Source organism: Thalassovita gelatinovora (genome assembly GCF_001458355.1).
Lineage (GTDB): Bacteria > Pseudomonadota > Alphaproteobacteria > Rhodobacterales > Rhodobacteraceae > Thalassobius > Thalassobius gelatinovorus.
Genome location: NZ_CYSA01000007.1, coordinates 249,900 through 274,545, shown reverse-complemented (window position 1 = coordinate 274,545; position 24,646 = coordinate 249,900). Strand labels below are relative to the sequence as shown.

Below are 24,646 nucleotides of genomic sequence, written 5' to 3'. Positions count from 1 at the left end.
TGGGCAACAGCGGCACCGCAGCAGCGACGCTGAGCGTGACAGCCCCGGGNGCGCCCGGCTTTGCCAAGGCGTTTGCACCCGACAGCATCGTGCAGGGCAACGTTACAACGCTGACCTTCACCATCGACAACAGCGCGGCGTTGGTTTCGGCCACGGCGCTCGAGTTCAGCGACAGCTTCCCGGCGGGTATGACCGTGGCGTCCACGCCGAACGCGACCAGCACCTGTTCGGGTGGCACGCTGACGGCAACAGCCAGCACGGATAGCGTCAGCTTCACCGGTGGAACCGTTGCCGCGGGATCGAGTTGCGATGTGAGCGTCGATGTGACTTCGGCCACCGTGGGGGATGCCGATAACGTGTCGGACGACCTGACGTCGTCTTTGGGCAACAGCGGCACCGCCGCCGCGACGCTGAGCGTGACAGCAGCGGGTGCGCCCGGCTTTGCCAAGGCGTTTGCGCCCGACAGCATCGTGCAGGGCAACGTTACAACGCTGACCTTCACCATCGACAACAGCAGTGCTTTGGTTTCGGCCACGGCGCTCGAGTTCAGCGACAGCTTCCCGGCGGGTATGACCGTGGCGTCCACGCCGAACGCGACCAGCACCTGTTCGGGTGGCACGCTGACGGCAACAGCCAGCACGGATAGCGTCAGCTTCACCGGTGGAACCGTTGCCGCGGGATCGAGCTGCGATGTGAGCGTCGATGTGACTTCGGCCACCGTGGGGGATGCCGATAACGTGTCGGACGACCTGACGTCGTCTTTGGGCAACAGCGGCACCGCCGCCGCGACGCTGAGCGTGACAGCAGCGGGTGCGCCCGGCTTTGCCAAGGCGTTTGCACCCGACAGCATCGTTCAGGGCAACGTTACAACACTGACCTTCACCATCGACAACAGCGCGGCGTTGGTTTCGGCCACGGCGCTCGAGTTCAGCGACAGCTTCCCGGCGGGTATGACCGTGGCGGCCACGCCGAACGCGACCAGCACCTGCACCGGCGGGACAATGACGGCCGTCGCTGAAACGTCTTCGTTCGGATATGCTGGTGGATCGGTCGATGCTGGAACGACTTGCGAAATCAGCGTGGATGTCACCGCGTCCGTTGTAGACGATTACAACAATGAAAGCGGTGAGCTAACGTCCAGCTTGGGCAATAGCGGCACCGCGACCGCGTCGCTCAGCGTAACGGCAGCGAATGCACCGATCATGTCGCAGCGGTTCAATCCGGAAACGATTGCTCAGGGTGGCACATCGACCTTGATCGTTACCATCGACAACAGCGCGAACTTTATCGAAGTTGGCGGGCTTGCCTTCAATGGAACTTTCCCGAGCAATCTGAGGATTGCCGATCCGACCGGGGCAAGTTCGACCTGTGGCGGGACGTTGAGCGCGACTTCTGGGGAGTCTGGTTTCAGCTTCAGCGCTGGCACCGTTGGTATACAAAGCAGCTGTGAAATCCGTCTGAACGTGACCTCGGTCACGGTCGGGGCATTGGCCAGCGTACTGAGCCCGCTATCTTCTAGTGTCGGGGTCGGTGCGGCACCTGCGGATATCGAAGTCACCGTGGTGGTGAATCCCAACGCCTATGTCACTTTCATTCAGGAAACGACGGAAGATGGCAACTTCGGTTTCACCTCGACCGAATCTTTGTTGAATTTTACCATTGCGACGGCAAGCGGAACCGGAAGTTTCGGCCCGATCGAAATTCCGTCGGGTGATTACGCCGTGAAACAAAGCCGTCCGACCGGCGTGGGCAACGAAACGATCCGTTGCAGCGATGACGACAGCACCGTCAATGCCACCGGCGGCGAAATCAATCTGGTACTGGGCGATTTCGAATCCGTCACCTGCACAATCAGCAGTGTGGCAACGTTGCAGAAGACGGTGGATACCATCCACAACTTCCTGCAGCGGCGCAATAACCTGCTGCTGTCAAACCAGCCCAGCCTGTCGCGCCGGTTGCAGCGATTGAATTCAGGTGGCACCGGCGGTCAACAGCTGCGTTTCGCCAGCGGTGATATCATGGCGATGTCGCCGCTGGAATTCGATCTGATGTCAATTGGATCGGGCAACTACCATATAGCCACATCGACCCAACGGCTGCGGTCGGCACAGGCGATGGCGTTGTTGGCGCATAATCCCGATCTGGAAAGCATGTATGTGCAAAATACCCGTTGGGATGTCTGGTTCGAAGGGTTCTACAATGAATTCTCGGGCACCCAAGGGGCAGGCGGGCATTTCGCGCTGGGGTATTTCGGGGCTGATTACGTCGTGTCCAAAGACCTGCTGATCGGCGCGTTGATCCAGTTCGATTCGATGCGCGACGCATCCACCGTCACCAGCAGCACCGTTGAAGGGCAAGGTTGGATGGCAGGGCCGTATGTCACCGCACGGCTGGCGCCGAACCTGATCTTTGACGGTCGGTTCGCCATGGGCCGGTCGACCAACGACATCAGCCCATTCAACACCTATACGGATACGTTCGAAACCGAACGGTTCCTGGCCAATGCCAGCCTGACCGGACAATATGAGCTGAAAAACAACTGGATGATGTCACCTAATATCAGCCTTTCCTATATCCGGGAAAATCAGCAGGCCTATGTGGATTCGCTTGGCGTTCCAATTCCGGGCCAGAAGGTTTCGCTGGGTCAGCTTCGGTTTGGTCCCAACTTCTCCCGCCGGTTCGACATGCTGGGCGGCGATGTGTGGGAACCGTTCTTCACACTTGATGCAATCTATAACTTTAGCGATGCGTCGGGGGCGACCTTGTCTGCCAATGCGACCACCGAAAGCGAAGGCCTGCGGGCGCGTCTTGAAGGCGGATTCAACTATACCAACCGCGAAGGTCTGCAATTCAGCATGACCGCGAATTACGATGGTATCGGTCAGGACGACTTCGAAAGCTACGGGGTCAGCTTCAAATTGATTGTCCCGCTGCAATAGCGTCGGGCTGAGTGGGGCCTGGAAGACACTGGCTGGCTTGGATCACGATACGCCCCGCTCACTGAGCGGGGCGTTTTACCAAACGGGCCAAGGATCATCCGGCATCTCTATAAGCCGATGCCGTGCAAACCTCGGAGCTTCGTTTTAGAATTTGCGCCCTCGTTGTAATTTACGCCATGACCTGAGATTGTGCATTCTTGCAGAACAGGTTTTGAAACACTCCGAACCATGAAGAAGCGGGGCCATAGCATGACTGTGATGGATCAAATACTCGACCTGTCGGAAATGCCGGGTTCTGACATCACCGAAGAGGTGCGCAGGCTTGCATATGCGTCGCTGTTCGACTGGCTGGCATGTGGCAGGGCGGGGATCGGCGAACCGGTCGCGACCAAGCTGCGCAGTTTTGCTGATCACGAAGCCCGTTCGGGCACGTCTTCGGTATTTGGCGGCGTTCAGGTGCCAGCGCGGATGGCCGCTTTGGTCAATGGCGCAACCAGCCATGCGCTCGATTTCGACGATACCCATTTCGATCATGTCGGTCATCTTTCAGTTGGAATTTTTCCGGCCGCACTTGCTGTTGGTGAAGAAACCGGCGCATCCGTGCGTGACGTGGCCGACAGTTTCCTGATCGGGGCCGAAGCGGCAATCCGGTTGGGGCGGATTTTGGGTGCGGCCCACTATAATCGTGGATTTCACCAGACGGCGACCGCCGGGGCTTTTGGGGCAACGCTTGCCGCCGGGCGGCTTTACCGACTCAGCCGTGTCCAGATGCGCGCCGCTATGGGCCTGTGCGCCACCCGTGCTTCCGGTCTCAAATCCCAATTCGGCACGATGGGCAAACCGTATAATGCGGGATTGGCTGCCTCCAACGGGGTGGAATGTGCCTTGCTGGCTGGCTTGGGCGTGACATCGGCCGATGATGGTATCATGGGGCCGCAGGGATTCATCGCAACGCATTCGGATGCGCCGGACAGGGATACGGGATGGCAAACGTCCCCACCGCAACAGTTCCGGTTTGTACGGAACAGCTACAAATTTCACGCCTGCTGCCACGGCACACATGCAATGATCGAAGCATTGCTGGCGGCGCGTCAAACGCATGATATTGACCCCGATCAAGTCACCTGTTTGCGCGTACGGGTGAACCCGCGATGGCTTTCCGTTTGCGACATCAAAACGCCTCGAACCGGGCTTGAGGTCAAGTTTAGCTATGCTTGGTTGGCGGGCATGATTTTCTACGGTCATGCGACCGGGCACGACCGGACTTACGCAGACGCGCTTTGCACCGACCCGTTGCTTCAGGATTTCGCTGGCAAAGTGATCGTTACCTCAGACCCGTCACTATCGGATCAGCAAACGCAGGTGTTGATCGAATTGACCAAAGGCGCGGACATCCAGGTTTCCCACGATCTTGCCGACCGGATGCCGATTGAAACGCTGGAAATGCGTTTGGCACAAAAGGCCCGAAGCCTGATCGGTGACGGGGCCGAAGACCTTATTGCGCTGCGTGATGGGTTTGACAGGATCGATGCAACAACAGTTGGCACCTTTGTGAAAGCGAAACAGCAATAAGTCCAACCGTCCTGATCAGGGGCCTGAAAGAGATAATCCTCTGCACCGAAGTCGTTGGCCGGTATGGCAAGGAACCGACTGCTACACTGGCCACGATGCGAAAGGCACCGGTGACAGCCTGATCAAGCTGTTACCTCGTCGACGACTTCCGCGAATTGCTTGAAGAACTTCGCCGCAAGTTTTTTCGCGGTACTTTGGATCAAACGTGATCCCAGTTGCGCAAGCTTGCCACCGATTTCCGCCTTGGCAGCATATGTCAAAACCGTCGCGCCATCGACTTCTTTCAAAGTGACGTCAGCGCCACCCTTGGCATGGCCTGCTGCACCGCCATTGCCCTGACCGGTCAATGAAAACGCATCCGGCGCGCCGGATGTATCAAGTTGAACATTGCCGCTGAACCGCGCTTTGACCGGCCCGACTTTCAACACGACTTTCGCTTCAAGTTCGGTGTCGGAATGCTTGATCAGTTCCTCACAACCCGGAATGCACTGTTTCAAAATTTCAGGATCGTTCAACGCTTCGTAGACGCGTGCCTTGGAAGCATTGATGGTGATTTCGTCGTTCAGTTCCATAAGAAGGTCCTTCTTAACAGCATGGGAATTTTATCGAAGCAAGAATCTCGGCCTGCTCTTCGTTCAGTTTTGCGGGCGTCACCCAGCGGCGAATAAGACACTTCAGTTTCTTCATATTTTCATCTCGCTGGTTGCTGGTAAATTTTTGAAATCCATGGACGTCTTGTCGATGTGCAAAACAACCGGGGCCGAAGCCGCACAAGCACCGACATTTACCGGGATGGCGGTCAGGGGTTTTGTAATTGCGGTGCAATTATTCATTGTCGCCCCCTTGATGCCGCTGATCGTGCCGCCGAATGCTGGTTAATTGCGCAAGGATCGACAGGGCAATTTCGTCGGGTGTCACGGCTCCGATCGCCAACCCTGCGGGGGCTTGGATCTGCGCAACGGTTTCCTGGGGCAGGCCGTCAGCAACAAGACGTTCTGACAGCACGGCAAACTTTTTCCGACTTCCGACAAAGGCAATGAAGGAGGAATCGCTGTTCAAAGCGGCCTTCAGGCAATCCAGATCGCTTTTACCCTGTGTGGCCACAACGATCATCCGCATATCGCCTTCGCCCAACGCCGGTGCCGTCGTGTCTGCTGTTCCGTGGCTGACTGCCCATTGAAACTGCGCTGCCAAATGGGCGAGAGATTGCGCAACGAGTGAATCGCCATAAATCCGCAATTCGGGCAACGGCAGGACAAGTTCGACGAAGATATCCATCGATCCTTTTGACGGGCAGCCATTGCGGGCAAATCGCACACCTTCGATGTCTTCGCCTGCTGTGATCCCCTTTTCGTCCAACAGATCTTGCGGATGTAACGACACCAGTTGGGGGGCGCCGTCGGCCATCGCGCGCTGTGTTGCTTTTGCCAATGCGTTGCGGACGCAACCGCCGCCAATCCAGCCCTGCAAGATCACGCCCTGCGCATTGAGAAGCGCCTTCGCGCCCGGTTTGGCCGCAGTGGCCCCCAAAGTGCGTACAACCGTGGCAATTGCAAAGGGTTCACCGCGCGCGCGCATGTCCTTTGCCAGTTTCGAAATGTCTTTGTCGGTGAAATCAACAGGCATCATAGGCGTCTAAGCTCCGGTTCAAGTGCTTCCAGATCGGCCAATCGGTTTGCAGGATGGAACAGATCAAGGTGGGGCAAGGCCGCTGCCATGCCTCGGGCCACGGGTTCATAGCCGTCCCAGCCTTTCAGCGGGTTGAGCCAGATGATTTTGCAGCCACGCTTGCGCAACGCGGCAAGGGCATCGGCGATCAATTCGGGCCTGTCGGTGTCATACCCGTCTGACAGGATCAACACGACGGTGCGCCCATCGACGAACCGGCGCGCATAGGTCCGCGAAAACTGCATCAAGGACACCCCGATCTTTGATCCACCGCCAAACCCGTCGGCCAGCACCGACAATCGCCCCAACGCGCGCAGCGCATCTTTGTCGCGCAGGGCTTCGGCGATGCGGACAAGCCGGGTGTGAAACAAATAGGCGTCGGTCGTCTCGTCTTCGCGCATCAGCCCCGCGATGAACGCCAGAAAAACTTGAGCATAGACAGTCATCGACCCGGAAACGTCGCACAGCGTCACGATTTTCAAAGGTCGATCCGGGCGCTGTTTCTTGGGCAATTGTAACGGTTCCCCGCCGGTCGACAGGCTTTGGCGGATCAGTTTGCGAAAATGGATTTTATCGCCTTTGCGGGCCTGTTTGCGACGGCGCGAGCGGCGGTCGTGCAGCGCCGCACCGAGCTTCCGAGCGATCACTTGCGCTTCGGCAATATCTTCGGGCTGAACCAGATCTCGCAGATCTTTCTTCATCGTGGCCTGCACCACGCTGGCCACCAGTTTTCCCTCGCCGTCCTCAGCGGCGCCACCGTCATCGCCATCGGGCGACGTGGCGGAACCGGCTCCACTTGCCGCATCCAGCCCTTTGGCATTACGCGAACTATGGACGTTGTCAGCGGTGGGCGATTGCGCCGGCATCGTCTTTTCCGCCACCCGCCCACCGTTGAGCCAAAAAGCATCAAACAAATCGTCAAACCGCGCGGCATCTTCGGCACAGCCGCTGCACACCGCACGCAATGCGTGGCGGACTTCGTTGGGATCGCTGGCTTGCACATGGGTCAATGCTGTCAGGGACAGTTCTGCCTCACCAACGCCAAGACGTAACCCATTGTCGCGCAAATGTGCCATGAACCCCGACATGCGTGCCGCCGGGCCGGGATCACGGGCTGCGAATTTCGTGACCCTGCTCATGCGGCTTTCCCGGCCAGACGCTGGGCGATTTCGGTCGTGATGTTGAAGCGGTCGCTTTCGGTTTTCAAAAGCGTGGCAAGCGTGGCTTGCAGCACCTTCGGATCGGTTGTCAGGTCTGCAATCCCCAGCCCCATCAGGGCGGCAGCAAAATCCAGCATCTCGGCGACGCCAGGTTTCTTTTCCAGATCTTCTTTGCGCAGGGATTGTACGAACCCGACAATCTGGCCGGCAAGTTGCCCGTTGATACCCGCGCAACGGCTTTGCAAAATTGACAATTCGGTGTTGCGGTCAGGATAGCCGACATGAGCATACAGGCAGCGACGGCGCAGCGCATCGCTCAGGTCACGCGTGCCGTTGGCCGTCAATATGACGATCGGGCGCGAAGTCGCGGTAATCGTCCCAAGTTCCGGTATTGTCACCTGAAATTCGGATAGAATTTCCAGAAGATAGGCTTCGAATTCTTCATCGGCCCGGTCGATTTCGTCGATTAAAAGGACGGGCGGCTGATCTTGCCGAATGGCTTTGAGAAGGGGCCGTTCCAACAAGAAATCTTGGGAAAAGATGCGGTCTTCTACGGCGCGGCCAGTTTCCCCGTCTTCGGCAGCGGCCCGAATGGAAAGCAGCTGACGCTGATAGTTCCATTCGTAAATGGCCTGCGCCGCGTCCAGACCTTCATAGCATTGCAGGCGGATCAACTGGGTATCGCGGACCTGCGACAGGACGCGCGCCACTTCGGTCTTGCCGACGCCAGCGGCACCTTCAAGCAGCAAAGGACGACCCAAAGCCAACGCCAGATGCACGGCCATGGCCAGATCATCATCGGCAATATAACCCTGTTCCGCCATGGCGGTTTGCAGCGTGGTCCAATCCATCATCATATCCAACCTGTAAAGGGGGCAGCCCGCAAAGGCTGCCCCAAGTCACTTAGTCATGCAGCCCAAGCCCATTGGCCGTCTGCCAGATGCGCCAGTGATCGTGCGGCATGTTGGTATGGGTATTGCCGAACGGACGGAACGCATCCTGAATCGCGTTCGAAAAACACGGCACGCCGCCCACATGCGGGCTTTCGCCCACACCCTTGGCCCCGATCGGATGGTGCGGGCTGGGGGTGACGGTGTAGTCGGTTTCGTAATTGGGCACTTCCCAGGCTGTTGGCAGGAAGAAGTCCATAAGCGTCCCGGTCTTGACGTTGCCGAGTTCGTCATAGGCAATTTCTTGTCCCAACGCGACGGCGAGCGCCTCGGTAAGGCCACCATGGACCTGTCCTTCGATGATCATCGGGTTGATCCGCGTGCCGCAATCGTCCAGCGCGTAAAAACGGCGGATTTCCGGCACACCAGTATCGACGTCGATGTCCATCACGCAGACATAGGCCCCGAACGGATAGGTCATGTTGGGCGGATCGTAGTAGCTGACCGCCTCAAGCCCCGGTTCGATTCCCGGAATGGCCTGATTATAGGCCGCATAGGCGATTTCCTTCATCGTCTTGAACTTTTCCGGTGCGCCTTTGACCACAAAACGGTCGATGTCGAATTCAACATCGTCGTCGTGTACTTCAAGCAGGTAAGCCGCGATCATCTGCGCCTTGGCGCGGATTTTGCGCCCCGCCAACGCTGTCGCCGCACCCGCAACCGGGGTTGACCGCGATCCATAGGTTCCAAGCCCATAGGGGGCTGTGTCGGTATCACCTTCTTCGATGGTGATGCTGTCCGCCGAAATACCGATTTCGCTCGCCAAGATCTGGGCGAACGTCGTCGCGTGGCCCTGACCCTGAGAGATGGTTCCAAGACGTGCAATTGCCGACCCGGTGGGGTGGATACGAATTTCGCAGCTGTCAAACATGCCCATCCCAAGGATGTCGCAGTTCTTGACTGGACCAGCCCCGACGATTTCGGTGAAGAACGACAGACCGATCCCCATCAACGTGCGGGTTTCGCCGCGCTTGAAGGCTTCGACCCTTTCGGCTTGTTCTTTACGCAAGCCTTCGTAATCGACGGACTTCAGCGCCTTGTCCCACGCGGTGTGATAATCGCCGCTGTCATATTCCCAGCCCAAGGCGGCAGTATAGGGGAATTGTTCTTTCTTGATGAAGTTGATCCGGCGCAGTTCGGCCGCGTCCATGTCCAGCTTGATCGCCAAAACCTCGATCATGCGTTCGATGAAATACACCGCTTCCGTCACCCGGAACGAACAGCGATAGGATACCCCACCCGGCGCCTTGTTGGTATAGACCCCGTCCACCGCCAGGTAGGCCGTCGGAATGTCATAAGACCCGGTGCAGATATTCATGAACCCTGCCGGAAACTTGGTTGGATCAGCACAGGCGTCAAAGCCGCCATGGTCTGCCGTCACATGACAATGCAACCCGGTGATCTTGCCGTCTTTGGTGGCAGCGATCTTGCCGGTCATGTGATAATCGCGCGCAAAAGCGGTCGACATCAGGTTTTCCATCCGGTCTTCGACCCATTTCACCGGAACGCCGGTGACGATGGACGCCACGATGGAACAGACATAGCCGGGATAGACGCCGACTTTGTTGCCAAACCCGCCGCCAATGTCGGGAGAGATGACGCGAATGTTGTGTTCTTCGATCCCCGACAACAACGAAGCCACAGTGCGCACCACATGCGGCGCCTGAAATGTGCCCCAAAGCGTCAGCTTGCCGTTGACCTTGTCCATCGACGCCACCGATCCGCAGGTTTCCAGCGGGCAAGGATGTGTGCGATGATAGTACATGCTTTCTTCGGCAACGATGTCGGCATTGTCGATCACTTGGTTGGTTGCGGCTTCTTCACCTTGTTCCCACGTGAAGATATGGTTGTGATGCTTGCGCGGACCATGTGCGCCTTCGGTTTGCCCTGCAAGGTCTTCACGCAAAACCACGTCGGATTTCAAGGATTCAAACGGGTCGGTAATAACCGGCAGTTCCTCGTATTCCACCTCGACCAATTCAACCGCATCGGCGGCGACATACCGGTCAGATGCGACTACAAACGCCACTTCCTGTCCCTGAAACAGCACCTTGCCATCCGCCAGCACCATTTGTTTGTCACCGGCCAGAGTCGGCATCCAGTGCAGGTTCAAAGGCGCCAGGTCTTCTGCGGTCAAAACGGCAACGACGCCGGGCAGCGCAAGTGCGGCGTCTTTGTTGATCGAAACAACCCGCGCATGCGCATAAGGGGACCGAACGAAATCACCGTGCAACATGCCATCAAGCTTGATGTCATCGACATAGTTGCCCTTGCCTTGGGTGAACCGGGCATCTTCGACGCGCTTACGCGAACACCCCATGCCTTTCAGGTTGGCAGAGCGTTCTTGGCGTTCTGGAGACAAATCGTTCATTGTGCGGCCTCCTTCGCGGCGTTCAACTCGCTTGCTGCGGCAAGGATGGATTTGACGATGTTCTGATAGCCCGTACAGCGGCAGATGTTGCCGGCCATGCCGAAGCGAACTTCTTCTTCGGTGGGGGTCGGATTTTCTTCCAGCAACTTGGTTGCCCTCATGATCATCCCCGGCGTGCAGAACCCACATTGCAACCCGTGATGTTCGCGGAAACTTTCTTGCAATACATGCAGCGCGTCCGGGGTGCCGATGCCTTCGATCGTGGTGATTTCGGCACCGTTGGCCTGGGCCACAAACATGGTGCAGGATTTCACCGATTTTCCGTTCAGCGTTACGGTGCAGGCACCACAATGGGATGTCTCGCATCCTACATGAGGGCCGGTGATGTTGAGTTTTTCGCGCAGCGCGTAAATCAGCAATTCGCGCGGTTCGGCCAGAAATTCTTTGTCTTCGCCGTTCACTTTCAGCTTGATGTGCATTTTTTCAGTCATTTCTGTTGTCCCTTATGCCCGATCCCAAGCGCGCGTGATGGCGCGGGTCAGAATGACGCCTGCCACATGGCGCTTGAAGGCAACGGGGCCCCTGTTGTCTTCGGATGGATCAATGTCGCCCAGCATCGCAGCCGCAGCTGCCTTCATCGCGGCTGCGTCACAGCTCGTGCCAACCAAGGCATCGCAGGCGCCTTCCGACCAAACAGGTACGTCGCTCAGGTTGGTCATCGCGATCGATGCGGCCGCGACTTTGCCCCCGTCTTTGACGATCTGTACGGCCGCGGCGGCGGTGGCATAATCGCCAATTTTGCGTTTTTGCTTTTCATAGGCAAACCCACCTGAAGGCGTATCAAAGCTGATCGACACCAGAACTTCGTCATCCTCTCGGTCGGTCATATAGGCCGCTTCGTAATACTCACGTGCGGCCACGCTGCGTGTGCCATTCGGGCCAACCAGATTGATCTGTGCATCGAGGCACTGCATCAATCCGGGCATATCATTGCCCGGATCGCCATTGGCAACGTTGCCGCCGACGGTCCCCATGTAGCGCACTTGCGGATCTGCAATCTGAAGCGCCGCTTCGCGCAGAATCGGCGCAGCGGCCGTCAACCCGGCATGATTGATCAAATCATGCTGGGTCACCATCGCGCCCAAAGTGATTTTCCCACCCTCGACAGAAATGTCGCTCAGGCCTTCAATGTCTTGCAGATCGATGAGATGCGGGACTTCGGCCATTCGCAGCTTCATCATCGGGATCAGACTATGCCCCCCCGCCATCACACGTGCATCATCGCCGTGCTGTTCCAAAAGGGCGATCACGTCGTCCATCTTCTTAGGCCGATAGTAATCGAACGCTGCTGGTATCATTCCTTGTCCTCCCTGACGTGAAATTTAGACCGCTGTCAGAAAGGATCGTATGCAACCGCATGCGGCAGCATCTGTTTTGGCTTTAAAAGAGACGTATTCTGCACGAAATGCGCATCAGAACGCACGAAATGCGCCGCTTCAGATGCCCAGCACGTCGCGCACAGCGTGCAGTCGCGATCTGCTGACGGGCACCTTGGTCAAGTTGGCCAATTCTAGATGGCACACACCACTGTCCTTGAGGCGTTCGAACCCGGTCACAAAAGCCGGATTGAGAAGGTAACTGCGGTGGGTCTTGATGAACACACCCGCATCAAGCCGTTTTTCGGCTTCCGTGATTGACCAGACACAAAACAGTTTTGCGTTTGCCGTGTACAGGTAAGTATAGCGCCCTTCGGCCCGGATCACGGCCACTGATTGCTGATCGACGAAATGCGTGCGCCCATCTTGTTCGTATGGAATTCGTTTGTTGGCAACGTTGGCAACGGGTTCAGGCTGCGCCTGAGTATCTTCGGGTTTTTCGGGTGCGCTGGCTTGTGGCTGTGCTGGCGCGAGAAATGTAACTCCGGTCAACAGAAACGCGCCGCACAACACAAAGCTGCTGAGGACCACGCCAATCGCCATAATCTCGTTACTGATCAAGGGACCGACTTCGTTCGTGACCGGTGCCGCGATAAAACTGGTGCCACTGATCGCAATGAAATGAACGGAAAAAACGGAACACCCGAAAAACAACGTGCCCAAAACCAAATTCCGTTGCGTGCGTCGACCATAGGCAATTGCAAAAGCCGCAATATTCAACCCGGTTGAAGACGTGATGGCCAAAACGATACCCAATGGCGAATAGACCGCTCGGCACAGCTGCATTGCTGACATTCCAAGATAGTGCATTGCGACAACACCAAGACCCACGATACCGCCCGCCAATACCAATGTGGTTCGCGTCCGTGGGTGGAAATGTAGGATCAGCAATGCAATCCCAGTTGCCAAAATGGCAATCAGGGCCGAAGCTAGGGTGACCGCCGCGTCATAATAAAACAAGATCGGCAATTGCAGGCCCAACATTGCCACAAAATGCATCGACCATATTCCGCCGCCCAATGCGATCGCGGCAAGCGCAATCAGGACTTTTCGCTGGGCCACGCTGCGGCCAGACAATCCCTTGGTCAGCGAAAGCCCGGTGAATCCCGACATCATCGCCACAAACAGCGATGCAAAGACAAGCAATGGGTTGTGGGAAAAATCAAGGAATTGCATGTGCGACGATTAAACGATTTGTAGGAGACCTCGCAAGTTTTGAATACGCGCCTTCCCCGGTTACCGCCGTGCGTCTGTTTTCAAGAGAGTCGGTTTTCTATGGGCCGCAGTTATCTGGTTCGCACGAACGGTGCGCAATCAAAACACGCGTTTCAATCTTGGACGCTCACGGCGGACAGCGGGGTAAAACGTGGGGCACCCCATAAGAAAATGCCGGTCAGGCTGCATTTTCTTGTTTTTCGGGGATTTTTGAATGGTGCCCAGGAGAGGACTCGAACCTCCACATCGTTGCCAATACTAGCACCTGAAGCTAGCGCGTCTACCAATTCCGCCACCTGGGCAGGTGTCGTGGAGGGCGATGTATCCCTGCCCGCAGGCAGTGTCAACGTCGTTTTTCAACTTTTTGCCGTGATGGCAAATCTCCTTGTGAAAACGCCCTTTCAGAGCTAGGAAAAGGCAACGTTTTCATTAGCCGGAGTCATCCCCATGTCGAAACTCGTGACCATCTATGGCGGGTCGGGCTTTGTTGGCCGTTATATCGCGCGGCGTCTGGCTAAAGACGGCTGGCGCATTCGTGTGGCGGTCCGTCGCCCGAACGAAGCGATGCATGTCAAACCCTATGGCACCCCGGGTCAGGTCGAACCGGTGTTGTGCAATATCCGTGATGAAGCCAGCGTGGCGGCGGTGATGAACGGGGCCGATGCGGTTGTGAACTGCGTCGGGTTGATGGGCGAAAAGGGCGCAAATACCTTTGACGCGATTCAGGCCGACGGTGCCGGGCGGATCGCCCGTATCGCGGCCGAGCAGGGAATTGAAACCTTCGTGCATCTGTCGGCCATCGGTGCCGATGCAGACAGCGCCAGCGCGTATGCCCGCACCAAGGCCGAAGGCGAAGCGATTGTTCTGGCGCATATGCCGAATGCCGTGATTCTGCGCCCATCGGTGATTTTCGGGACCGAAGACGGTTTCTTCAACCGTTTCGCCTCGATGTCGCGGATGGGGCCGATCCTGCCGATCGTCGGTGGCAACACCAAGTTTCAGCCGGTTTATGTCGATGATGTCGCCCAAGCTGCGATGCTGGCGGTTGATGGCAAGGCCGAACCGGGCGTTTATGAACTGGGCGGACCTGATGTGAACACCCTGCGCGATCTGATCGATCACATGCTGACCGTAATCCATCGCCGCAAGCTGGTGATGAATCTGCCATTCTGGCTGGCGCGGATCAACGCGATGCTGTTCGAACTGACCAGCAAGATAAGCTTGGGGCTGTTCACGGCACCGCTGACCCGGGATCAGGTGACGCTGTTGGCCAAGGACAATGTGGTGTCCGGCGACGCCAGGGGATTGGCCGATCTGGGCATTAAGCCGGTCGCCTTGGAAGCGGTGCTGCCGGATTACCTGTGGCGGTTCCGCCCCTCGGGTCAGTATGACGCGATTAAGGATTCGGCGAAGAACCTGAAGATCAGCTGATCACAACGAAACAGCTTTTAAAAAGGGCGGGTCTTGGCCCGCCTTTTTTCATTGATACGCGATCACGAGCAGGATCCCCCCCAGGATCATGCGATAAATCACATAGGGCGTGAAACTGGTCGATCTCAGCAGCCGCATCATTAGGCTCAACGCCACGAGCGCCGACAGGAAAGACATTCCCGCCACGATGCCTCCATCCCGCGCGGCGGCCGCATCTGCGGTTTGAATGACTTCCCCGGTCAGCAGTGCCCCGCTGGCAAAGATTGTCGGGATAGACATCAGCATCGAAAGTTTTGCCGCGTCATGCCGGCTATAGCCAAGGAAACGGCCCGCCGTGATGGTGATGCCGGATCTCGAAGTGCCCGGGATCAGCGCCACCGCCTGCCACAGTCCCATCTGAATCGCGTCCTTCACGGACCAATCGGAATCAACCTTTTCTGTGCTGCCCTTTTGATCGGCCCAATACAGCACCACGCCGAATCCCAGCATGGTCCAGCCGATGACGGCCGTACTGCGCAGCGTATCGCTAAGCCCGGTCAGTTCCAGAACCAGTCCGGCCAAGATCACCGGGATGGTCGCCAGCACCAAAAGGAATGCCAGCTTTGACCCCGGCGTGTCGATTCGCCCGGTCAGCATCCGTGGAATGCCTGCCAAACCGATCCGCACATCGGTCCAGAAAAACAAAACGACCGCCGCCAGTGTGCCCAGATGTGCGGCAACATCGATCACCCGGCCTTGATCCTGCAACCCGGTCAGATTCGGTACGAGAATCAGGTGACCCGAAGATGAAATCGGCAAAAACTCAGTAACGCCCTGAATCAGCGCGATAATGAGCAAATGTAAGATGGTCATGGGATGCTCTGTGTTTATTGAGTTATTGGTGGTATAAAGCACTGAGAATGCGGGGAAAGATTTTTTAAAGTTCCGTATCGGACCTAATTTCCTTGCTGAGATGGAGATCTTCTTCCATTCGGGGGTAACTTTTCTACATTTAGGTAAGTAGTTCTGACTTTTATTAGTCGATAAGGTGTCGTAAAGAACGCCGGACTCATTCTATTTCTTAGGAAGGCGGCGCCGTGGCTAAGCAACCGATGCTGAAATTCGTGACGATTGAACGCGACATGCCGGAAAAGCGTGACGCGGAATTGCGCAACAAGGATTTCCACGAAATCTATGCGGAATTCGCCGATGAAAAGGCCCGCGAACAGGCCAGCCGCTGCAGTCAGTGTGGCGTGCCTTACTGTCAGTCGCATTGCCCGCTGCACAACAACATCCCCGATTGGTTACGGATGACCGCGACCGGTCGTCTGGAAGAAGCCTATGCGCTCAGCCAATCCACCAATACTTTCCCGGAAATCTGCGGCCGTATCTGTCCGCAGGATCGCCTGTGCGAAGGCAATTGCGTGATCGAACAATCCGGCCATGGCACCGTGACGATCGGGTCGGTGGAAAAATACATCACCGACACTGCATGGGAAAAAGGTTGGGTGAAACCGATCACTCCTGCCGTGGAACGCGATCAATCTGTCGGTATCATCGGTTCAGGCCCTGGCGGTTTGGCTGCGGCCGACGTGCTGCGCCGCGCCGGGGTGCAGGTCACCGTTTATGACCGCCATGACCGCGCCGGCGGCTTGCTGACCTATGGCATCCCCAGTTTCAAACTGGAAAAGGACGTGGTGATGCGCCGGATCGACCAGTTGCAGCAATCCGGCGTTGAATTCGTGCTGAACTGCAATGTCGGCGAAGATATCAGCTTCGACGCCATTCGCGGCAAGCATGATGCGGTGTTGATCGCTACAGGTGTCTACAAGACCCGCGATCTGACCGGCCCGGGATCGACCGCCACCGGGATCGAACGCGCGATCGATTACCTGACCGTGTCGAACAAGCACAGCTTCGGTGACGATGTGCCGGAATACGAAGATGGCTCTCTAAACGCGGCGGGCAAGAAGGTCGTGGTCATCGGCGGCGGCGACACCGCGATGGATTGTGTGCGGACCGCGATCCGGCAGGGTGCGACTTCGGTCAAATGTCTGTATCGCCGTGACCGCGCCAACATGCCGGGATCGCAGCGCGAAGTGCAAAATGCCGAAGAAGAAGGCGTCGAATTCGTCTGGCTGGCCGCGCCCAAGGGGTTTGCGGGTGATCCGGTGTCCGGCGTGATGGTGCAGAAAATGCGCCTTGGCGCGCCGGATGCGTCGGGCCGTCAGTCCCCCGAAGTGATCGAAGGCGCCGATTACGTGGAAGAGGCCGATCTGGTCATCAAGGCGCTGGGCTTTGAACCCGAAGACCTGCCCAAGCTCTGGGGTGTCGAAGGGTTGGACGTGACCCGCTGGGGCACGATCCGGGCCGATTTCACCACGGGTCAGACATCGCTCGACGGTGTGTTCGCCGTGGGCGACATCGTGCGCGGCGCTTCTCTGGTGGTCTGGGCGATCAAGGATGGACGCGACAGCGCCGATGCGGTCCTCGATTACCTGAACGACGCCAAGGCCGTCGCTGCCGAATAAGCCAAATCCGGGCGGCATACCCGCCCGTCCCACAGAATTCCCCGGGGGCCCGTTCAGGGTCCTGACCCACCAGCCAAGGAAGGGTTAGATATGACGAAATATGATGAAAACTGGGCCGCAGCAGAAGAAGCCAAGCGCCAGTGGGTTGCCGAAAACGGCATGTACCGGATCGAAGACGAACATTCGTCCTGCGGTGTCGGCCTTGTCGTTAGCCTGAATGGCAAACCCAGCCGCAAAGTTGTCGATGCCGGGATCACCGCGCTCAAAGCGATCTGGCACCGTGGTGCCGTGGACGCCGACGGCAAAACCGGCGACGGCGCGGGTATCCATGTACAGATCCCGGTCCCATTCTTCTATGATCAGATCCGTCGCACCGGCCATGAACCCCATAACGGACGCCTGATGGCTGTCGGTCAGGTGTTTCTGCCGCGGGTCAATTTCGGTGCGCAGGAAACCTGCCGGACCATCGTTGAATCCGAAGTGCTGCGGATGGGGCATCACATCTATGGATGGCGTCACGTTCCGGTCGATATTTCCTGTCTTGGTGAGAAGGCCAATGCGACCCGGCCCGAAATCGAACAGATCCTGATTTCCAACGCCAAGGATATCGACGAAGAAGCGTTCGAACGCGAACTTTACGTGATCCGCCGCCGGATTGAAAAGGCCGCCGCCGCCGCCGGTATCGGCAGCCTTTACGTCTGTTCGCTGAGCTGCCGGTCGATCATCTATAAAGGCATGATGCTGGCTGAACAGGTCGCCGAATTCTATCCCGACCTGAAGGACGAACGCTTTGAATCGGCCTTTGCGATTTACCACCAGCGGTATTCAACCAACACTTTCCCCGAATGGTGGCTGGCGCAGCCGTTCCGCATGTTGGCCCATAACGGCGAAATCAACACGCTCAAGGGCAACATCAACTGGATGAAAAGCCATGAAATCCGCATGGCATCCAGCGCCTTTGGTGAATTGGCCGAAGACATCAAGCCGATCATCCCGTCGGGGTCGTCGGATTCTGCCGCTTTGGACGCCGTGTTCGAAGTTCTGGTGCGTGCTGGACGCAATGCGCCGATGGCGAAAACCATGCTGGTGCCCGAAAGCTGGTCCAAGCAGGCTCAGGAACTGCCCGAAGCCTGGCGTGATATGTACAGCTACTGCAACAGCGTGATGGAACCCTGGGATGGTCCTGCCGCCTTGGCGATGACCGATGGCCGCTGGGTCTGTGCAGGTCTGGACCGCAACGGGCTGCGGCCGATGCGCTATGTCGTGACCGGGGACAATCTGTTGATCGCCGGGTCCGAAGCCGGGATGGTCCCGACCGATGAAGCATCGGTGAAGGAAAAGGGCGCATTGGGTCCGGGTCAGTTGCTGGCCGTGGATATGCAAGAAGGCGCGTTGTTCCACGATACCGAAATCAAGAACAAACTGGCCGCCAGCCAGCCCTTTGGCGACTGGGTCGGAAAAATCAATGATCTCGACGAAGCGTTGTCTGGGTTGACCGAAAAGCCGGTCTTTGCCGGGGCAGAACTGCGCAAGCGCCAGATTGCCGCCGGGTACAGCATCGAAGAACTGGAACAGGTTCTTGCACCGATGGCCGAAGATGGCAAAGAAGCGATCGCGTCGATGGGGGACGATACGCCATCCGCGATCCTGTCCAAGAAATACCGCCCGCTCAGCCATTTTTTCCGTCAGAATTTCAGTCAGGTCACCAACCCGCCGATCGACAGCTTGCGCGAATTCCGGGTGATGTCGTTGAAAACGCGGTTCGGCAACCTGAAGAACGTGCTTGATGAAAGCTCGGCTCAGACCGAAATTCTGGTTCTGGAAAGCCCCTTTGTCGGCAACGCGCAATGGGAAGAACTGATCCGTCAATTCAACGCTGATTTGGTGGAAATCGACTGTACCTTCCCCGCAGGCGGTGACAGCAGCGGCCTGCGCGCCCATCTGGAACGCATCCGCAACGAAGCCGAAGATGCCGTGCGTTCCGGTGCCGGGCATATTGCGCTGACCGATCAGCATCAAAACGAAGACAAGGTCGCGATGCCAATGATCCTGGCCACCAGCGCGGTGCATTCGCATCTGACGCGCAAGGGCCTTCGAACCTTCTGTTCGCTGAATGTGCGGTCGGCCGAATGTATCGATCCGCATTATTTCGCAGTACTGATTGGCTGCGGTGCCACCGTGGTCAACGCCTATCTGGCCGAAGACAGCCTGTCCGACAGGATCGAAAAAGGCCTGCTGGATTGCAACCTGACCGAAGCGACCAGACGGTTCCGCGATGCCGTCGACCAGGGTCTGCTGAAAATCATGTCCAAGATGGGGATTTCGGTGATTTCGTCCTATCGTGGCGGTCTGAATTTCGAAGCCGTCGGGCTGAGCCGCGCCATGGTTGCCGAATTCTTCCCCGGCATGCTCAGCCGGATTTCCGGTATCGGTGTCAGCGGTGTTCAGCGCAAGGTCGAAGAAGTCCACGCGATGGGCTGGCGCGGTGGCCGTGATGTGTTGCCGATCGGTGGGTTTTACAAGGCGCGGAATTCCGGCGAAACCCATGCTTGGGGTGCCCAGACCATGCACCTGCTGCAACAGGCTTGCAATCGCGCCTCGTTTGAGCTGTGGAAACAATATTCGGCCAGGATGCAAAGCAATCCGCCGATTCACCTGCGTGATCTGATGGATTTCAAACCGCTGGGCAAGGCTGTGCCGATTGAAGAGGTCGAATCGATCACCTCGATCCGCAAACGGTTCGTGACGCCCGGCATGTCGCTGGGTGCGCTCAGCCCCGAAGCGCACAAGACGCTGAACGTGGCGATGAACCGGATCGGTGCCAAGTCCGATTCCGGCGAAGGCGGCGAAGATCCGGCGCATTTCGTACCCGAACCCAACGGTGACAACCCGTCCGCCAAGATCAAACAGGTCGCATCGGGCCGGTTCGGCGTGACCGCCGAATATCTGAACCAGTGCGAAGAACTGGAAATCAAGGTGGCCCAGGGTGCCAAGCCCGGCGAAGGTGGTCAGTTGCCGGGAATGAAGGTCACCGACCTGATTGCCCGTCTGCGCCATTCGACCAAGGGTGTGACCCTGATTTCGCCGCCGCCGCATCACGACATCTATTCGATCGAAGATCTGGCACAGCTGATCTATGACCTGAAACAGATCAACCCGCGCTGCAAGGTGACGGTCAAACTGGTCGCGGCATCCGGCGTCGGCACCATCGCCGCCGGTGTGGCCAAGGCCAAGGCCGACGTGATCCTGATTTCCGGTGCCAATGGTGGCACCGGGGCCAGCCCGGCAACGTCGATCAAATTCGCCGGCCTGCCTTGGGAAATGGGCCTGACCGAAGCGCATCAGGTTCTGGCGATGAACAACCTGCGGTCCCGCGTCACCCTGCGGACCGATGGCGGGCTGCGCACCGGGCGCGATATCGTCATGGCCGCGATGATGGGGGCCGAAGAATTCGGCATCGGCACCGCCGCGCTGATCGCGATGGGCTGCATCATGGTGCGTCAGTGCCAGTCGAACACCTGCCCGGTGGGCGTGTGTACCCAGGACGAAGCGCTGCGCGAAAAGTTCACTGGCAACGCCGACAAGGTGGTCAACCTGATCACTTTCTACGCGCAAGAAGTGCGCGAACTTCTGGCCTCCATCGGGGCCCGGTCGCTGGATGAAGTGATCGGACGTGCCGACTTGCTGAGCCAGGTCAGCCGCGGATCGGCGCATCTGGATGATCTGGACCTCAATCCGCTGCTGCTGATGGTCGATGGGGTCAAGGATATCACCTATGACCGCAACAAGCCGCGCAATGTGGTGCCCGACACTCTGGATGCCGAAATCGTGCGCGACGCGCAGCGCTTTTTGCAGGATGGCGAAAAAATGCAGCTCAGCTATGCGGTACAGAACACCGACCGGACCGTAGGCACCCGCACGTCCAGCCATATCGTCAAGAATTTCGGAATGCGCAACGCGCTGCAACCGAACCATCTGACGGTGAAACTGACCGGTTCTGCCGGTCAATCCTTGGGGGCTTTCGCGGCACCTGGGTTGAAACTGGAAGTGTCGGGCGATGCCAATGATTATGTCGGCAAAGGCCTGTCGGGGGGGACCGTCGTAGTCCGTCCACCGATGGCAAGCCCGCTGGTCGCTGCAGACAACACCATCATCGGCAACACTGTGCTTTACGGCGCGACCGATGGTTATCTGTTCGCGGCGGGCCGCGCCGGGGAACGCTTCGGGGTGCGGAATTCGGGTGCGAAGGTGGTGATCGAAGGCTGCGGTTCGAACGGATGTGAATACATGACCGGCGGGGTCGCGGTGATTCTCGGATCGATCGGGGCTAATTTCGGGGCCGGGATGACCGGCGGCATGGCCTATCTTTACGATCCCGACGGGCGGGCCGATACGCTGATGAACATGGAAACGCTGGTGACCTGCCCGGTCACGGTGGCCTATTGGCATGATCAGCTGAAAGGCTTGATCGAACAGCATCTGGAAGAGACCGGCAGCCGCAAAGCCGCCGAAATCTTGCAACACTGGGACAGCGAGTTGAAAAACTTCCTTCAGGTCTGCCCGAAAGAAATGCTGATCCATATCCCGCACCCTCTGAGTCTGGAAGAAACTGCGGTTCCGGCGGAATAGGGTCGGGGTCAAAAGACGATGAACGGCGGCCTTCGGGCCGCCGTTTTCGTTTTCACCCGGCTTTTTTCGGGCGAAGTCCGTGATGCAGCCGTTTGCGGGGCTTTTCAGCCGTCCCCGGTCTGCCTATAGCTGAACCATGGCAGGCAAGAAGCGCACCAAGAAAAAACAAACCAAGGGTAAAAGACAGCCAATCCGACCGTTTCGCTGGCTGGCGATCTGGGCGCTGCGCCTTGTTGTGCTTGGCTGGGGCCTGGCGATGATCTGGATTGCCGCCTACGGGCTGTTTAATCCGCCTACCACCATTTATATCGCACAGGAAACCCGCCGATTGGGCTCAGTTGATCGGCAATGGACCGATCTGGAAAACGTCGCGCCGGTGATGGCGCGGTCGGTGGTCGCGGCAGAAGATGCCAATTACTGCAATCACTGGGGCTTCGACATGGCGGCGATCCGCGCCGCGATTGAAGACGGTGCAACGCGCGGGGCGTCGACGATCAGCCAGCAGGTGGTCAAGAATACGTTCCTCTGGCATGGCCGCAGTTGGGTGCGCAAGGCGCTGGAAACCCTGATGACGCCGATGGTCGAACTGGTCTGGTCGAAACGGCGCATCATCGAGGTTTATCTAAACGTGGCGGAATTCGATGAAGGCGTCTTTGGCATCGACGCGGCTGCGCGGCACTATTTCGATGTCGGGCCTGATCGGCTGACCCCGGTTCAGGCCGCGCGACTGGCCGCCATCCTACCGTCGCCCAAAGCGCGGTCGGCGTCGCAACCGGCGGAATTTGTCCGACGCCGTGCCGCCAGTGTCCGTGACGGGGCCGAGACTATCCGTTTGGATGGTCGCGCAGCCTGTTTCGAGGATTGAAAATCCCCGCTCAAGAGGGCATTCAGGAATACGCCCGCTGATTGAAAGAACAATATAGCCAATGGCCAAGCTCTATCATTTTCCCCTGTCCCCGTTTTGCCGCAAGGTCCGGTTGTGTCTGGCCGAAAAACGCATCGAATGCGAATTGGTCGAAGAACGCTATTGGGAACAGGACCCGGACTTCCTGCGCCGCAACCCCGCCGCCAAGGTGCCGGTGCTGCGGCTGGATGGCAAAACGATGGCCGAAAGCGGGGCGATCTGCGAATATCTCGAAGAAGTCTATCCCGACCCGCCGCTAATGCCGCGCACCCCGGATGATCGCTATGAAGTGCGCCGTCTGGTGGCGTGGTTCGATGACAAGTTTCATCATGAAGTGACGTCGAAACTGCTTTATGAGCGGGTCAACAAGAAGGTGATGGGGTTGGGATATCCGGATTCGAAGAACGTGAAGGCCGGGGCACAGAAGATTAAATATCATCTCGATTACATGGCTTGGCTGTTGGATCAACGCCGCTGGCTGGCCGGCGACGCGATGAGCCTGGCCGATTTTGCCGCCGCTGCGCATCTGTCCACGCTGGACTATATCCGTGACGTGGATTGGAACCGCCATGCGGTGGTCAAGGATTGGTATGCCAAGATTAAATCGCGCCCGGCGTTCCGGTCGATCTTGGCCGACCAGATCCCCGGCTTTCCGCAGCCGGCGCATTATGCCGATCTGGATTTCTGATCCGGACGGGTGTCGGGGGCGCTGCCCCCGTCGCCCCTTGGGCGACGCCCCCGGAGTATTTTGACCAAGATGAAACAGGGGTTGAAACAATCGCTGGTATCGCAGGCCCTGCAAGAGGGATTCGATGCCTGTCGCATTTGCCGGCCCGGCGATATCCCGCAGGTGCCCAAGCGCCTGTCGGCGTTTCTGGCCAAGGGGCGGCACGGTCAGATGGCATGGATGGAAAACCGGGCCGAATGGCGCGGCAACCCTTCGGCATTGTGGCCCGAGGCACGTTCGGTGATCGTTCTGGCAGAAAGCTATACACCCGAACATGATCCGTTGCAGATTTTGCAGCAGCGCGACTGTGGTGCGATATCGGTCTATGCGCAGAACAAGGACTATCATGATCTTGTCAAGAAACGGCTGAAGCGTCTGGCACGCTGGCTGATTGCCGAAGCGGGTGGCGAGGTCAAGGTGTTCGTCGATACTGCGCCGGTGGCCGAAAAACCCTTGGGGCAGGCGGCGGGGCTGGGATGGCAGGGCAAGCATACCAATCTGGTCAGCCGCGAACTGGGCAGCTGGTTTTTCATCGGCTCGATCTTTTCCACGCTGGAATTAGACCCTGATCCAGCCGAAACCGACCATTGCGGGTCTTGTACCGCCTGTCAGGACATTTGCCCGACCGCGGCTTTCCCGGCACCCTACCAGATCGATGCGCGGCGCTGCATTTCCTATCTGACCATCGAACATCACGGACCGGTAGAGCAGGACCTGCGGCCGTTGCTGGGCAACCGCATCTATGGTTGCGACGATTGTCTGGCGGTGTGCCCGTGGAACAAATTCGCGATTGAAGCGCGCGAATTGCGCTATCATGCGCGCGAAGAATTGAAAGCGCCGAAACTGGCCGAATTGGCCGTCTTGGACGATGCCGGGTTCCGGGCGTTCTTTTCCGGCAGTCCGATCAAGCGGATCGGACGCAACCGCTTTGTCCGTAACGTGCTCTATGCAATCGGCAATTCCGGCCAATCCGATCTGTTGCCCGTGGCGCGCCGGTTGACCGAAGATACCGATGCCACCGTGGCGGATGCGGCGCGCTGGGCGGTGCTGCGGTTGAACACGAATGCGACAAAGGATTGAAACAGGACTTTGTTTTTGGTCAAACTGCGCCATCTTGTCAGGACGTAACAGGAC

General features: G+C 57.9%; 18 protein-coding genes and 1 tRNA gene. 8 read left to right on the top strand and 11 right to left on the bottom strand.

Annotated elements, in window-relative coordinates:
• Positions 1–35: 35 nt before the first annotated feature.
• Together TG4357_RS03785 and TG4357_RS03780 are read left to right on the top strand one after the other, a co-directional pair.
• Complete coding sequence (locus TG4357_RS03785) at positions 36–2,939, top strand: DUF7933 domain-containing protein (RefSeq protein ID WP_497986783.1); 2,904 nt, start codon at positions 36–38, stop codon at positions 2,937–2,939.
• A gap of 249 nt (positions 2,940–3,188) precedes the next feature.
• Complete coding sequence (locus tag TG4357_RS03780; protein WP_074646982.1) at positions 3,189–4,511, top strand: MmgE/PrpD family protein; 1,323 nt, start codon at positions 3,189–3,191, stop codon at positions 4,509–4,511.
• A 122-nt stretch (positions 4,512–4,633) separates the two neighbouring features.
• Here TG4357_RS03780 and TG4357_RS03775 read toward each other — a convergent pair whose 3' ends face one another.
• From TG4357_RS03775 to TG4357_RS03735, 10 genes are all read right to left on the bottom strand, one after another.
• On the bottom strand, positions 4,634–5,083 hold the full coding sequence (locus TG4357_RS03775; protein ID WP_058261523.1) for an SRPBCC family protein: 450 nt from the start codon (positions 5,081–5,083) through the stop codon (positions 4,634–4,636).
• A gap of 111 nt (positions 5,084–5,194) precedes the next feature.
• Entirely contained in the window at positions 5,195–5,344 is a 150-nt protein-coding gene (locus TG4357_RS19440; RefSeq protein ID WP_158509045.1) for a hypothetical protein, read from the bottom strand.
• Positions 5,337–6,140, bottom strand: coding sequence for an XdhC family protein (locus TG4357_RS03770; protein WP_058261522.1), 804 nt, complete (start codon positions 6,138–6,140; stop codon positions 5,337–5,339). The genes TG4357_RS19440 and TG4357_RS03770 overlap by 8 nt, the downstream gene beginning before the upstream one ends.
• Positions 6,137–7,318 carry a vWA domain-containing protein gene (locus TG4357_RS03765; RefSeq protein ID WP_058261521.1) on the bottom strand — a complete coding sequence of 394 codons (1,182 nt, stop codon included), beginning with the start codon at positions 7,316–7,318 and terminating at the stop codon, positions 6,137–6,139. The genes TG4357_RS03770 and TG4357_RS03765 overlap by 4 nt, the downstream gene beginning before the upstream one ends.
• Positions 7,315–8,190, bottom strand: a complete 876-nt coding sequence (locus TG4357_RS03760; RefSeq protein WP_175473936.1) for an AAA family ATPase — start codon at positions 8,188–8,190, stop codon at positions 7,315–7,317. The genes TG4357_RS03765 and TG4357_RS03760 overlap by 4 nt, the downstream gene beginning before the upstream one ends.
• Positions 8,191–8,242: 52 nt before the next feature.
• Complete coding sequence (locus tag TG4357_RS03755; RefSeq protein ID WP_058261520.1) at positions 8,243–10,660, bottom strand: aerobic carbon-monoxide dehydrogenase large subunit; 2,418 nt, start codon at positions 10,658–10,660, stop codon at positions 8,243–8,245.
• The gene (locus tag TG4357_RS03750; RefSeq protein WP_058261519.1) at positions 10,657–11,151 is read right to left on the bottom strand and encodes a (2Fe-2S)-binding protein; all 495 of its coding nucleotides are present in this window, start codon (positions 11,149–11,151) and stop codon (positions 10,657–10,659) included. The genes TG4357_RS03755 and TG4357_RS03750 overlap by 4 nt, the downstream gene beginning before the upstream one ends.
• Positions 11,152–11,163: 12 nt before the next feature.
• Positions 11,164–12,018: an FAD binding domain-containing protein gene (locus TG4357_RS03745; RefSeq protein WP_058261518.1), complete on the bottom strand. Its 855-nt coding sequence runs from the start codon at positions 12,016–12,018 to the stop codon at positions 11,164–11,166.
• A gap of 138 nt (positions 12,019–12,156) precedes the next feature.
• A complete protein-coding gene (locus tag TG4357_RS03740; protein ID WP_058261517.1) occupies positions 12,157–13,272 on the bottom strand; it encodes an MHYT domain-containing protein in 1,116 nt (371 codons plus the stop codon).
• A gap of 254 nt (positions 13,273–13,526) precedes the next feature.
• Positions 13,527–13,613, bottom strand: a tRNA-Leu gene (locus TG4357_RS03735).
• Between the two features lie 145 nt (positions 13,614–13,758).
• Here TG4357_RS03735 and TG4357_RS03730 point away from each other — a divergent pair.
• Positions 13,759–14,742, top strand: coding sequence for a complex I NDUFA9 subunit family protein (locus TG4357_RS03730; RefSeq protein WP_058261516.1), 984 nt, complete (start codon positions 13,759–13,761; stop codon positions 14,740–14,742).
• Between the two features lie 48 nt (positions 14,743–14,790).
• On the opposite strand, the gene TG4357_RS03725 is transcribed toward TG4357_RS03730, so the two are convergent.
• Positions 14,791–15,594, bottom strand: coding sequence for an undecaprenyl-diphosphate phosphatase (locus tag TG4357_RS03725; protein ID WP_058261515.1), 804 nt, complete (start codon positions 15,592–15,594; stop codon positions 14,791–14,793).
• A 224-nt stretch (positions 15,595–15,818) separates the two neighbouring features.
• On the opposite strand from TG4357_RS03725, the gene TG4357_RS03720 reads away from it, so the two are divergent.
• The 5 genes from TG4357_RS03720 (at position 15,819) to queG (ending at position 24,592) form a co-directional block, all read left to right on the top strand.
• Positions 15,819–17,252, top strand: coding sequence for an NAD(P)-dependent oxidoreductase (locus TG4357_RS03720; protein ID WP_058261514.1), 1,434 nt, complete (start codon positions 15,819–15,821; stop codon positions 17,250–17,252).
• Between the two features lie 90 nt (positions 17,253–17,342).
• The gene (gene gltB, locus TG4357_RS03715) at positions 17,343–21,881 is read left to right on the top strand and encodes a glutamate synthase large subunit (RefSeq protein WP_058261513.1); all 4,539 of its coding nucleotides are present in this window, start codon (positions 17,343–17,345) and stop codon (positions 21,879–21,881) included.
• A 136-nt stretch (positions 21,882–22,017) separates the two neighbouring features.
• A complete protein-coding gene (gene mtgA, locus TG4357_RS03710; protein ID WP_058261512.1) occupies positions 22,018–22,746 on the top strand; it encodes a monofunctional biosynthetic peptidoglycan transglycosylase in 729 nt (242 codons plus the stop codon).
• A 61-nt stretch (positions 22,747–22,807) separates the two neighbouring features.
• Positions 22,808–23,473 (top strand): FtsZ-binding protein FzlA, encoded by a 666-nt coding sequence (gene fzlA / locus TG4357_RS03705; RefSeq protein ID WP_058261511.1) that lies wholly within the window; start codon positions 22,808–22,810, stop codon positions 23,471–23,473.
• A gap of 69 nt (positions 23,474–23,542) precedes the next feature.
• Positions 23,543–24,592, top strand: a complete 1,050-nt coding sequence (queG, locus tag TG4357_RS03700) for a tRNA epoxyqueuosine(34) reductase QueG (protein ID WP_058261510.1) — start codon at positions 23,543–23,545, stop codon at positions 24,590–24,592.
• Positions 24,593–24,646: the final 54 nt, after the last annotated feature.

What these genes read in the sequence shown, in the direction of transcription:
- TG4357_RS03780 (WP_074646982.1), top strand. Translation starts at nt 3,189, where the DNA reads ATGACTGTGATGGATCAAATACTCGACCTGTCGGAAATGCCGGGTTCT.
- TG4357_RS03775 (WP_058261523.1), bottom strand. Translation starts at nt 5,083, where the DNA reads ATGGAACTGAACGACGAAATCACCATCAATGCTTCCAAGGCACGCGTC.
- TG4357_RS19440 (WP_158509045.1), bottom strand. Translation starts at nt 5,344, where the DNA reads ATGAATAATTGCACCGCAATTACAAAACCCCTGACCGCCATCCCGGTA.
- TG4357_RS03770 (WP_058261522.1), bottom strand. Translation starts at nt 6,140, where the DNA reads ATGATGCCTGTTGATTTCACCGACAAAGACATTTCGAAACTGGCAAAG.
- TG4357_RS03765 (WP_058261521.1), bottom strand. Translation starts at nt 7,318, where the DNA reads ATGAGCAGGGTCACGAAATTCGCAGCCCGTGATCCCGGCCCGGCGGCA.
- TG4357_RS03760 (WP_175473936.1), bottom strand. Translation starts at nt 8,190, where the DNA reads ATGGATTGGACCACGCTGCAAACCGCCATGGCGGAACAGGGTTATATT.
- TG4357_RS03755 (WP_058261520.1), bottom strand. Translation starts at nt 10,660, where the DNA reads ATGAACGATTTGTCTCCAGAACGCCAAGAACGCTCTGCCAACCTGAAA.
- TG4357_RS03750 (WP_058261519.1), bottom strand. Translation starts at nt 11,151, where the DNA reads ATGACTGAAAAAATGCACATCAAGCTGAAAGTGAACGGCGAAGACAAA.
- TG4357_RS03745 (WP_058261518.1), bottom strand. Translation starts at nt 12,018, where the DNA reads ATGATACCAGCAGCGTTCGATTACTATCGGCCTAAGAAGATGGACGAC.
- TG4357_RS03740 (WP_058261517.1), bottom strand. Translation starts at nt 13,272, where the DNA reads ATGCAATTCCTTGATTTTTCCCACAACCCATTGCTTGTCTTTGCATCG.
- TG4357_RS03730 (WP_058261516.1), top strand. Translation starts at nt 13,759, where the DNA reads ATGTCGAAACTCGTGACCATCTATGGCGGGTCGGGCTTTGTTGGCCGT.
- TG4357_RS03725 (WP_058261515.1), bottom strand. Translation starts at nt 15,594, where the DNA reads ATGACCATCTTACATTTGCTCATTATCGCGCTGATTCAGGGCGTTACT.
- gltB (WP_058261513.1), top strand. Translation starts at nt 17,343, where the DNA reads ATGACGAAATATGATGAAAACTGGGCCGCAGCAGAAGAAGCCAAGCGC.
- mtgA (WP_058261512.1), top strand. Translation starts at nt 22,018, where the DNA reads ATGGCAGGCAAGAAGCGCACCAAGAAAAAACAAACCAAGGGTAAAAGA.
- fzlA (WP_058261511.1), top strand. Translation starts at nt 22,808, where the DNA reads ATGGCCAAGCTCTATCATTTTCCCCTGTCCCCGTTTTGCCGCAAGGTC.
- queG (WP_058261510.1), top strand. Translation starts at nt 23,543, where the DNA reads ATGAAACAGGGGTTGAAACAATCGCTGGTATCGCAGGCCCTGCAAGAG.